The organism is Falsiroseomonas oleicola, from assembly GCF_019029495.1.
GTDB lineage: Bacteria > Pseudomonadota > Alphaproteobacteria > Acetobacterales > Acetobacteraceae > Falsiroseomonas > Falsiroseomonas oleicola.
The window spans coordinates 455570-465724 of record NZ_JAERQM010000005.1 but is presented as its reverse complement, the minus strand read 5'-3'; the positions used below and the strand labels follow the sequence as shown (position 1 = coordinate 465724).

Annotated in this window: 15 protein-coding genes and 1 CRISPR repeat array; of the genes, 3 read left to right on the top strand and 12 right to left on the bottom strand. The window is 68.3% G+C overall.

From position 1 onward, the window contains the following. Nucleotides 1–145: 145 nt before the first annotated feature. Nucleotides 146–842: direct repeats of the CRISPR family, unit length 29 nt; unit sequence GTGTTCCCCGCAGGCGCGGGGATGTCCCG. Nucleotides 843–1797: 955 nt separating this feature from the next. Then, complete coding sequence (locus JJQ90_RS18875) at nt 1798–2259, top strand: hypothetical protein (protein WP_216877788.1); 462 nt, start codon at nt 1798–1800, stop codon at nt 2257–2259. Between the two features lie 37 nt (nt 2260–2296). Further along, on the top strand, nt 2297–2491 hold the full coding sequence (locus JJQ90_RS18870; RefSeq protein WP_216877787.1) for a phage antirepressor KilAC domain-containing protein: 195 nt from the start codon (nt 2297–2299) through the stop codon (nt 2489–2491). Between the two features lie 187 nt (nt 2492–2678). Here the strand turns inward: JJQ90_RS18870 and JJQ90_RS18865 are convergent, their stop codons facing one another. The 10 genes from JJQ90_RS18865 to JJQ90_RS18820 all read right to left on the bottom strand — a co-directional run bounded on the left by JJQ90_RS18865 (nt 2679) and on the right by JJQ90_RS18820 (nt 8339). After that, nucleotides 2679–2951, bottom strand: coding sequence for a hypothetical protein (locus JJQ90_RS18865; protein WP_216877786.1), 273 nt, complete (start codon nt 2949–2951; stop codon nt 2679–2681). Between the two features lie 408 nt (nt 2952–3359). Then, nucleotides 3360–3815: a hypothetical protein gene (locus JJQ90_RS18860; protein WP_216877785.1), complete on the bottom strand. Its 456-nt coding sequence runs from the start codon at nt 3813–3815 to the stop codon at nt 3360–3362. 76 nt (nt 3816–3891) lie between these two features. Further along, complete coding sequence (locus JJQ90_RS18855; protein WP_216877784.1) at nt 3892–4524, bottom strand: hypothetical protein; 633 nt, start codon at nt 4522–4524, stop codon at nt 3892–3894. Then, complete coding sequence (locus JJQ90_RS18850; protein ID WP_216877783.1) at nt 4521–4736, bottom strand: hypothetical protein; 216 nt, start codon at nt 4734–4736, stop codon at nt 4521–4523. Before JJQ90_RS18850 ends, JJQ90_RS18855 begins: the two co-directional genes overlap by 4 nt. Further along, complete coding sequence (locus JJQ90_RS18845; RefSeq protein WP_216877782.1) at nt 4733–5260, bottom strand: hypothetical protein; 528 nt, start codon at nt 5258–5260, stop codon at nt 4733–4735. The genes JJQ90_RS18850 and JJQ90_RS18845 overlap by 4 nt, the downstream gene beginning before the upstream one ends. A gap of 66 nt (nt 5261–5326) precedes the next feature. Next, nucleotides 5327–5713, bottom strand: a complete 387-nt coding sequence (locus JJQ90_RS18840; RefSeq protein ID WP_216877781.1) for a hypothetical protein — start codon at nt 5711–5713, stop codon at nt 5327–5329. Next, a complete protein-coding gene (locus tag JJQ90_RS18835; RefSeq protein ID WP_216877780.1) occupies nt 5710–5991 on the bottom strand; it encodes a hypothetical protein in 282 nt (93 codons plus the stop codon). Before JJQ90_RS18835 ends, JJQ90_RS18840 begins: the two co-directional genes overlap by 4 nt. Continuing rightward, nucleotides 5988–7427 (bottom strand): hypothetical protein, encoded by a 1440-nt coding sequence (locus tag JJQ90_RS18830; RefSeq protein ID WP_216877779.1) that lies wholly within the window; start codon nt 7425–7427, stop codon nt 5988–5990. The genes JJQ90_RS18835 and JJQ90_RS18830 overlap by 4 nt, the downstream gene beginning before the upstream one ends. 286 nt (nt 7428–7713) lie before the next feature. Next, a complete protein-coding gene (locus JJQ90_RS18825; protein ID WP_216877778.1) occupies nt 7714–8016 on the bottom strand; it encodes a hypothetical protein in 303 nt (100 codons plus the stop codon). After that, nucleotides 8013–8339: a hypothetical protein gene (locus JJQ90_RS18820; protein WP_216877777.1), complete on the bottom strand. Its 327-nt coding sequence runs from the start codon at nt 8337–8339 to the stop codon at nt 8013–8015. Before JJQ90_RS18820 ends, JJQ90_RS18825 begins: the two co-directional genes overlap by 4 nt. Before the next feature lie 313 nt (nt 8340–8652). Here JJQ90_RS18820 and JJQ90_RS18815 point away from each other — a divergent pair, with 313 nt between their 5' ends. Continuing rightward, nucleotides 8653–9003, top strand: a complete 351-nt coding sequence (locus tag JJQ90_RS18815) for a hypothetical protein (RefSeq protein ID WP_216877776.1) — start codon at nt 8653–8655, stop codon at nt 9001–9003. On the opposite strand, the gene JJQ90_RS18810 is transcribed toward JJQ90_RS18815, so the two are convergent. Both JJQ90_RS18810 and JJQ90_RS18805 read right to left on the bottom strand, forming a co-directional pair. Beyond that, nucleotides 8945–9646 carry a phage antirepressor KilAC domain-containing protein gene (locus JJQ90_RS18810; RefSeq protein ID WP_216877775.1) on the bottom strand — a complete coding sequence of 234 codons (702 nt, stop codon included), beginning with the start codon at nt 9644–9646 and terminating at the stop codon, nt 8945–8947. The two genes, JJQ90_RS18815 and JJQ90_RS18810, sit on opposite strands and share 59 nt — an antisense overlap. Then, nucleotides 9643–10113: a hypothetical protein gene (locus JJQ90_RS18805; protein WP_216877774.1), complete on the bottom strand. Its 471-nt coding sequence runs from the start codon at nt 10111–10113 to the stop codon at nt 9643–9645. The genes JJQ90_RS18810 and JJQ90_RS18805 overlap by 4 nt, the downstream gene beginning before the upstream one ends. Nucleotides 10114–10155: the final 42 nt, after the last annotated feature.

The following is a 10155-nucleotide window of genomic DNA, read 5'->3' as shown; positions in this document are numbered from 1 at the left end:
CGGCGTGAGCGCCAAGCTTTGGGAACTGGCCGATATGGTGGTGGTTTTGGAGGAATGGGAAAAGAGTCAGGGTCAGAAATCAAACTGACCCACTACCGCGCGGGGATGTCCCGCATCCGTCGACCTCGATGTGCTGTATGGCGGCGTGTTCCCCGCAGGCGCGGGGATGTCCCGATCGCAGCGACCTTCCGTGGTTCCGTCTCGACGTGTTCCCCGCAGGCGCGGGGATGTCCCGCCCACCGCATGCAGGCACTCGGCCGGGCCGAGGTGTTCCCCGCAGGCGCGGGGATGTCCCGATCATGCCGAAGATCGGACCCCAGAACGTCTGGTGTTCCCCGCAGGCGCGGGGATGTCCCGTCGGGCGCGGAGGTGCATTTCACCCTGCCGTGTTCCCCGCAGGCGCGGGGATGTCCCGCCGGTTGCATTCGGAATAGCGGCGAGGCCGGCGTGTTCCCCGCAGGCGCGGGGATGTCCCGCACCTGCCGCTGATCGAGGTGGCCGCGATCCGGTGTTCCCCGCAGGCGCGGGGATGTCCCGAGTTCGGCATCCCCGAGCACTTCTTCTTCGACGTGTTCCCCGCAGGCGCGGGGATGTCCCGATGTTGCGGACCTTCACGGCGCTGGACCTGTCGTGTTCCCCGCAGGCGCGGGGATGTCCCGCTGACGGCCACCGCCGCGGCCGTGGGCGCGCCGTGTTCCCCGCAGGCGCGGGGATGTCCCGGCCCCGCCGGGTCGTCAGTAGGTGACGCCGGTGTGTTCCCCGCAGGCGCGGGGATGTCCCGATGCTGTCGGCGGAGGTGCGCTTCGCCACGCCGTGTTCCCCGCAGGCGCGGGGATGTCCCGCCGAAAAGCTGGAACGCCGCGAAGCGCCGGTAGGCGCCGCCGGGGCGGAGGACCGGTAAAGCAGCCGGCGCACCAGGTGTTTGCCTCCGGGAATCCAGCGGCGGTCCAGAACCCGTGACCGGTCCAGATCCAGTCCAGCGGGATACGGTCTTTCCAAGCCATGCAGGGGCGCCCCGGCACACCTGTTCCAGTCCCAGCGTGTAGAGCGGCGAAGTCGTGCGTCCGGGCATCGGGCTGCGCCACCGTGGAACGGGTCAGGACCGAGCCCGGCTTTTGGCAGCGGCCTGCATGCCGCGCGTCGCATCCGGACGCATGACCGGCACGACCCTGGGCCATGCTCGACGCTTGGCCGCGGTGGTGGCGGAGATCGGCGGCCGCCCATCATTGTCAGCCTTCCTGGCCGCAGGACGACCTCTTCGCGCAGCGACGACACCCTCGCCGGATCCCACCACCGCCCGCCGCCGCCGACCCGACAGGGTCGCCTGCGGAAGTGCCAGCATTTGCGCGCCCGGTTGACATATCGGCCGAAAATTCGGGTTTGGTTGCGGAACCTTTCGCACGCCCCCAGCGTGTCGCGCCGCCCGTTGTCATCCTGCCCGCCCTCGGCGGCTCCGCGGCCGCCCCGGGCCATGCAGCAAAGCGTCATGCCCAGGCGCCAAATGAGGGCCCGTCACCCCGGCCAGCACCTATATCCCAGCCGGCGTGGCGCGCCGAAGTCGGCGGAGATGAGGAGCACGCGGAGCTTCGCCGCAGCGAGAAGGCGGTGAGCAATGCTTTCCACAGCCCGGAGCCGGCAGCCTGCCGGCCAGGTGGGGGCATCCATGCCGGGCATGAATCCTCCCCCAGGGCTTTGCCGCCAGTCCCCCTGACGCCTGCGGCTTCTGGCCCATGAATTTCGTTGTCAATTAGAACTCATGGGCGCACTGAGGGTGTCCACCGCGCACAGAGCTTTGCGATGCCCTTCGACAGGCGACGACCGCGAGAGCCGCACTTTGGGCCGCCAAACGAGGCTCAGGCTGCCACCGGCGATGTCGAAGATCGCGCCGCCATCACCGCACTGGCACCCGAATCGTCGCCAGGCTCGCCACCATCCTGGTTGAAGATCGGCGCGGTGGTGCTTTGCGCCTTTGGCGTTCTGGCCGCCGCACCCCCCTTCGTGGAGGGTGCGGACAGCAACTGCAAGGCTGTGGAACTCCGCGCCCTGACCATCGGCACGGCGCATATCCCGAGAAGCACAGTCCTGGCCGATATCGTGGTGGAAAACTTCCGCAGGAGCCTCGCGACTGGTGAGGTTGCCACAGCAATTGCCCGGCGCCGCTTCCCATCACTGCCGGCCCCACTCTCATGCGCCGGGATGTTCTGGCGCAGCTATCTGGATCCTGCACCGCTGCAATTCGTCGCGTCCCCGCGCCAGTAGCGCTGACGCGGCACCGTCCGACTTCAAGGGGCTCGCGGTGCGCGTTCTGACCGTGCTCCAGGCGACGGTCGAGCGACAGAAGGCTGAACTGGCGGTGGTGGCGCCGAAGGCCAAGGCGTTGGATCGCATCGCTACCGCTGATAGCAGGCTTTCGATCGCAGCGGCCGCGAAGGCGCCGGGAAATGGCATGCTGATCGAGGCGCCTACGGAACCAGCAGCGTTGATGGTCTGACCATCACTTTTGATGGCCAAAGCAAGGCTTCGGCCGCCTCTCGCGGACTCGCCGGCCGGCCCGGCGATAGGGCCCGTTCATCGCCCTTGCCGCCGGTAGGCTTGCATCGTGACTTCCCTGCCGCCGCCATCGGCGGCTAGACTAGGGCGCCAAGCCGATGCCGCGGCCGCATGAAGGGCACCGCGCGTCAGGCGCCGTTCAGTTGTTGCTGCGCCTCAGCAATGACGATGTGCAGCTGGCCGCGCTCCAGCACCATGGCCTGGTACTGGTCGCCGGCATCATCGAGGTCCACGCGCGGCCGTAGCCGGCTGATCTCCGCTTCCACGACCTTCAGACGTTCCTGGGCGGCGGCGAGGATCCGGCGCTCCGCCTGCTCGGTCTGCAGGTCGAGCACATGCAGGTGGGCGAGCCGGACGCGGGCCGCTTCGATCTGCTGGCGGGCTCTGTCGTCCATGTCCAAGATGCGCCCCTCCGCGCCTTCCAGCGCCCCACCAGCGCGCCCCAGCGCACGATACCCCTCGGCAGCCCGGATGGAAGGACTTTGCTGGGCGACGATGGCCGATTCCGGGCCACCACCGCGCGCCAGCGCGGCGCTGGTGGGGGCTATGGGCCGGCGCCGTAGCCCACCACGAATACGGCTGGGTTCGAAGGCCCCGGCGCCGGATTGGCGGTGCAGCGGAAAAGCCGACCAGGACTGCGCCCCGCCGCAGCCCCCATCACCCCGATGCCGCAGGCACAGACGGAGGCCGTGTCGCCGCATCCAGCAGCGCTGCATGTCGAGCAGCGAAAGTTGTCGCCCTGCCGCAGCACGCGCGCCAGGCAAAGCCGGCAGACATGGGGCGTGAGCGTCCAACCGGCGTTGGGGTCATCATCCATCCTGCAATCCCCCTGGCGGCCTACCGAAGAACGTCGGGCCGCTGGCATGACGCGCGAGGGCGATCGCCACTTCTGCCGCACCGACCACGGGCCCCTTCGTCACCTCGCGGATGCCGTCCCCGTCGCACACGACCAGGCGCGCCTGATGCAGCCGCGCCAGAAGCTGCCTCGGCGGGGAGCCCTTGCAGTTGCGGCCTCGGGCCGCCTCCCGCCCCCTGTTGTAGCAGGAGACGCAGTGGTGCCCGCCGATCAGCCGCGCCGAAACGCGCTGGCAGCGGGCGCAGGTGATGCGCAGCGCCTCGGTGGTGGCAAACGGCAATGGCCGCTGCGGAGCGCCTGCCCGGTCGGGGCCGAGTGTGCAGCCCAGGCAATGCCAGCGGGCCTCGTGCGACCGCGGAGCGTCGTGCTCGGCCGAGCGCCACATCCTGACGCAGGCGGTGAGGGTCACGCGTGCACGAAGCGGCGGGCACGGAACCATCTCCGGCATTGCAGGTGGGCTGGCGAGAGGATTGGCGCCTGCCATCTCAGGCGCCTCCCCAGGCTTGCGACAGGGCATTCAGGCGGGCGACCACGCGCTGCGCCAGCTCAGGCGACTCCTTCGCAATCTCCTCCACCACGGCGCGATGGAAGCGCTCGACCTGCCCGATCTCGACCATCGCCTGCTGCAGCTTCACCGCAGTTTCCAGGTTCCGCCGCGACTGTTCGATCGCGCGCGCGAACATCTTCCCGTTGCGCAGCTTGCCATCCGGCCCCAATGCACTGCTCCGCAGCGCCCTGGTGTCGGCAATCAGGGCGGCCAGCTCTTCGATGACAGGGATGGCATGCCCCACCACGTCATCGACCGTCGGAGCGGCTGGCAACGCTGCTGCTGCCGCTTGCGCGACGCTGCCGCTGGTCGCGATACGTGTCGCCGCGGCCTCCCGCACCTGGCGCGTGAGCTGCTGCCCAACGCGGCCGGCGGAGACAGCTTCCGCCATCCAAACGAACATCGTTGCCCGGCTCACGCCCCGTCCCTCGAAGAGCCGTGCGACGGAGGCGCGGGAGGGCTTTTCCGGTCCCGACCGCGCCATCTCTGCCACCAGCGCCGACTCGATCTCAGCGCGCAGGGATCTGCGCTGGTCAGGTGTCAGGGGCGGCGATGGCGGCGCCTTGTTCATTGCAGCGTGGTGGAGATGGTGCCCGCCTCGCGAGAGGCGCTGACCTCACGCTCCGATTCGATCTGCGCCATGATGGAGAGCGCGATCAGCATGCCTGCGGCATGGGCGTCGCCGGCATCGGCGCGCTGCAGCAGGTCGGTCAGCAGTCGCGCGCGGGTCCGGCGGCTGAGTGCGACCGGTCCGCGGAGCTTCGCCGCCCCGGACTTCCTCACAGCCGCCCCGCCGCCGCCAGGAGGCGGCGCAGCTCCACGCCCAGATCCATCGAGGGCGCCCACATCGGCCGTGAGATCCCGAGCTTGGCGCCGAGGTCGCGCAACTGCTTCATCGTTTCCAGCAGCACGCGGTCCATCTCGGTGGCATGTGCGACGAGGCGCCGCAGCATCTCTTCGTTTTCCGCGAGGGCGAGTTGGTCGCGGGCAGCGGACGCGGTCGCGTCCGCCGCTTCCGCGCGCTGCTTTGCCTCAGTGGACGCAGCTTCTGCCTCCGCCAGCATATCACGCAACCCGTCGCGGTCCGCCTCGATGAGTGCCAGGGTGGCGCCATCATCGGGCAGGCGCTCCCCTCCGGCACGGCGCGTGACGATGGCAGCACGCTCGACGGTGAGCGCGCTGAGGCGGTGGCGCAGACGGTCCGCCGCCTGGGCGGTCTCCACGCGGCGGGCGGCAGCCGCCGATGCTACTGCTTCCGTGGTCGCAACGCGTTGCGCGGCGGCGGTGATGAGGGCGGTGTCGAACATTGGAATGAGGCCTCTCTCAAAATGGGAAGGGAGCGACGGCTCCGCGACACAGCGCGATGCGACGACTTAGGGCACCGGCGGCCCGCTGTTGCCGCCGCCGGGCTCGACATCGGAATGCTGGTGGTTCTGCAAGGTGACGGCGCCGGCGGTGATGTCGCCGGTGGCGGTGATGTCGCCCATGACCTTCAGCGTGGTGCATGTCAGCTCGACCTCGCCGCCAGGCTTCACCAGCAGCGTCACGCTGCTGGTGGCAAGGCTGACCTCGGCCGATCCTCCGGACGGCGGTGTCCACCCGTTCGCCGCCACGCTGCCCAGCGCCGCCGGCGCGCCGTCGCCGATCCGGATATAGGCGCCGGAGGGGTGCCGGGCCTCGATGCCTCCATCAGGCGTCACCGTCACCACCGCGCCGGACGGGTGGCGATACATCGCCCGGTCCTGTTCCTGGAAGGTCATCTGGCTGCCAAGCGGCAGCAGGAATCCGAGGATGACCGGCCGGTGCTGATCTCCGCCACCACCGCGACCAGCCGGCGGCCGTTGCCCTGTGTCGTGCCGGCCAGCCGTTCGGATGCGGGCCGCAGCACGCTGGGCACTGCCCAGACGCCGGCATCGGACCCGACGACGCCGGAGGCGACATGCGCCTCTCCGACCCGCGCGCCGTTGTCCAGATAGACCAGTTCCACGGTGCCGCGGTCGGGATGCACGGCCACCACGTTGGCGAGGCGGAGCGTCATGCGTCGTAGGGTCCTTTGAAGCCTTCGCGGATGTAAGGACTGCCCTCGGATGCCACGCGGGTGATGAAGCCCGTCCCGCGCTCCAGCACGGCGGTGGTGGTCCAAGCGCCAAGGGGGATGATGCTGTGCACGACCCTAGGCATGTAGAATTCGGACACCTGCTGGCCCCGCGTGATGCGGAGGTAGCGGCCGGGCCTCAGATGCTCGCCGCCCTTCAGGGTGGCGCTGCCGTCCTCGAAAATAGCATTGTCCCTATTCATCAGCCGGAGATCGCGGGCACGGGCGATGTGCCAAGCGAGCATCTCGCGCCCGACGGCGTCGCGCCGCTCCCCCTGCACCTGAGACGGCAGGATCCCGGCGGCATCCGGTAGAAGCCGGGACTCTGCCTCCATCTTCCGCAGGCCGTAGAGCTCCGGCCGGTTGTTCGGGTGGTTGCTGTCGAAGGGGGAGCCGCTGGCGATCTCGGCGACCCCCAGCAGTGCATTCGCGTCCAGAAGACTGGTGCCCGCCGGAGTCATGAAAAAATTCGCCACCCGCGCATCGCTGCGGCCGACATCGAGCGAGACCAAATCATCCGCCGTGACGTCGATCGTGCCGGGATCTGTGGCGCCGGCCATGATGAGGCGGCCGGCCAGGTCCTTGTAGGGTGTCGGACGGAAGACGAGGGATGGACCGTCTTCGGCATCTTCGATGAAGGCTTCATTCCACGGGCGATCCGCGACCAGCTCTACCAGCCCCCAGAAGGCGCCCTGGAAAGGGGCGATGAGGTTGGCGCTGACCAGCCCCTCCGGCACCGTCAGGCGATCGGCCTTGAACAGCGGGATGATCCGGTCGGCATAGCCAGACATCTGCCGGACCTTCGCGTTGATGACCCGCTCCGTCAGCTGGCGCATCATCTCGCTGACGGGCAACCACGCGGCCTCAATCCCGACCGCCGTTTGGAGGCGGAAGGTATTGAGATACTGCGCGTCGGCATTGGCATAAATCGATTCGAAGAAGAACCGCTGGATCTGCCAGAGCTTTCCGGCGTCATGTCCCTGGATCACAACGGACCGCTGCGGCGTGCCATCCGGCTGCATGGATTCGACGCGCCGGACCGAAGACACGAACCCGCGCATCAGCAGCGGCAGCGGCTGCCCAGCATAGAGATGCGGTTGCCGCGCCCCGCGAATTTCCAGCAAATCCATCGCCTCGATGCGGGAAGAGAGCGTGTCGCGCGTCGCCTGGTCGAGCCGGTCAGAGAAGGCGATGGCAAACGCCCCGGCCGGCTCGGCGATGCCTTTGATGACCTTCACCGCGCCGCCGTCGGACAGGAACGGGGTCAAGTCGATCTGCCGCGCCGCGCCGCTGAAGCGCTCCGCGACGCCGCTGCCTGACCGCTGCACCGTCTTGATAAGCGTCACCGAAATCTTCGGCCGGTAAACCCGAACGGCCATCAGCCGACTCCGTAGGACTGAGGCGGGTCAGTGCGGGTTGGCGGCTCCGCGCCATCAAAGACGGCCCGCGCTGCGGCGGTGGAATGACCTCGTACTTCGCCCACCAGCCGCTGAACGTTGTCCTGGAGACCGCGAAGCTCATCGGCGATCCTCGCGACCTGCGAGTGAGACAGGTCGATGCCCGCTATGGCCTTCGACTCCCGTGCGGCCGTTCGGATCGTGTCACAGACGCGATCGACGGCGCAGGCGGGAGAGCGGGAGTTGCTGCCGGTCGAAATACGGACGGTCATCGCCCCGCGTCCTTCGAAGGCAGTCGCCGGGCGTCAGGAACGACCAGCGCGGCGAATCGATCGGCGATCCGCGCCGCTACCTCGGCAGCGATGGAATCCGCATTCGTGCGTATTTCATCAAGCGCTGCATCACCGGCAGCATCGCTCCTCGGGGTCATCGTGGCGACGCGCGTCCGTGCCGCGGCCAAGGCCTCAGCCTCCAGCCTGGCAATCTCGGCCCGGATCGCGCTCGTCGGCTCCCCTGCCGCCAGAGCCTCCCGCAGCGCCGCCCGAGCGGCGGGAATCAAGGCGAAGGTCATCGGCTGAGCGCCGCCATGATGCGGTGGCCCGCGGCTTCGAGGCGCGCGACCTGTGTGGCCGTCAACCGGCCTTCCGCATTCGCCGCCAAGGCCTTCGTCAAGACGAATCTGACGCGGGTCGAAGCGACATCCCGGGCGAGGTCGCCGTTCCGACGCGCCAAGGCCGCACTGGCATCCGTCATGGCGACCAGGTTCAGTGCGGGCCTCGCACGGGCGGGCGCCATGGCCTTCGCGAATCGCGGCGACGCGACTGGCGTGGCCTCGCGGCGCCGCTGAACGGCATCGAGGTCCGCCAGCAGTTCTTGGAAATCAGTGTCGGGCACGGGGATGCTCCAGTCGCTGCCTATGCGTCAAAAGGCCGTCACGACCCAGCAAAGGCGACCGCCAGCGTCTTTCAGGCCGTCGAGAACGCCACGAGCGAAGCTTGCCGGCTCCGCTCCCAGGGTGCCCGAGACCGACGCAACCGATAAGAAATCTGGGAAAAATCCCGCCCTCTTTCTATTAAAATCATTTATATTATTGATATCTCATCGTAAATACCTTGTGTATCCATGGTATTATTCCAAGATATTTAATATTGGACTTCTGAATTATTATCCGCAATTCTGCGTATAGGAGAAGTTTGAGGAGTCAGGCATGGGGCGTTACCTCTCCGCGTGGTCCAGGGCCCGCGACGAATTCGACCGGATGATTGCGGCGCAACAGGCGGCGGATCGGCGCACCGCGATCCGAATGGAAGAACGCCTCGCCACCGTGGCACTGCGCATGGCCGAAATCGAGCGCAAGGCAATCGCCGACGGCGACCTTCGCCCCCTAGAGGCGCTGCGACTGGCACTGGAAATCGCTCGATGGTCAGCTGGCGGGGACGGCGTCTCTTCGGAATGGTCGCTTGTGGAGCGAGCGGCTGCGGCGATGCAGCCGCTCGCGATCACCGCGAGTGCCGCTGCCGAGCGGTCGAAGCTTCCAAAGCCAGCGCCAGCCGCTTGAGGCCTTTGGACGTCAAGAGGGCTTGGACTTCGACGCGCCCGCCGGGGAGCTCGACGGGGCGATGCAAAATCTCGCCTGCTTCAACGCGCTCCTGATAACCGACCAGACGCCGACCGTCAGCGGACGAAAAAAGCCAGCCCCGGCGCCGCATCTCCTCGACCAGGAAACCAGGCCCGACCCGCAACGCCTTTGCAGCGTCACGCAGACACAGGGCGCCGGGAGCTTCGACCAGCCGCGCTAACGCATGTTCGGCCGCCCCAGCAGCGTCGGCCTGCACAGGCTTGCCTTCGGCCATCGCCGTGATGAGGCCTTGCGCGGCCGCCACTGCGGCGGCAGCCGCCTCGAGAGCAGCGGCGACTGCCTTCAGCGCGTCCGGCGACGCCGTCATGGCGCATGGCTGCGTTGGCGGCGCCGGCGTTACCTCGACCAACGTCTGGCCGAGTTGACGGCTGTGGCGCCTCAGGGCGCCAGCCATCCAGCGATAAACCGTCGCCCGCGACGCGCCGCGGTGGCGGAATGCGCGATGGATGCACGCCTGGTCAACGCCGCTGGGCCCGCACTCCATCGCCGCCAAATCGACAGCGGCTTCAACGGCTCGGCGAAGCGCTACTCGCGCGGTATCCTGATCCGCCGTCGGGTTCATGCGGCGCGCTCGGCGTCCAGCGCCAGGCGGCGCCGCTCGGACACGGCCGGCGGCTCGCCATCCTCCGCGGTCTCCGCGCCGGGCATACTCGCAATCGCGGACGACAGGATGCCGCGGCCAAGCGCGGCCATCTGGCCCGGTCGGATTAGGTCCTCCGGCCGCAGCGGCGGGGGGGCGAAACGGCCAAAGCGCAGCGCGGATTCCAACCGCTTCAACGTCAGCATCCGCAGCGCCAGGTCATTGGCCACCGCTGCGCGAATGTCCGCCGGCAGCGGCAGGTTGCGGAATCGGTGCGAGCGCTTGACGTGCCCCACGGCCTTCAGCGCCAGATCGCCGGGCAGGTCGGAAATGGCCTCATGGTAGCCGGATGCAATCGCTGCGTAGGCGGCTTGGCGCTTCGCCCCATCCGCAGGAAGCGCAACAAGACCAAAGGTTTCCGCCCACGCCATCAGCTGGCCGATCGCCACTGCATGCGCCTTGGCGGGCCCGGCGGCACATAGCGGCCGCCA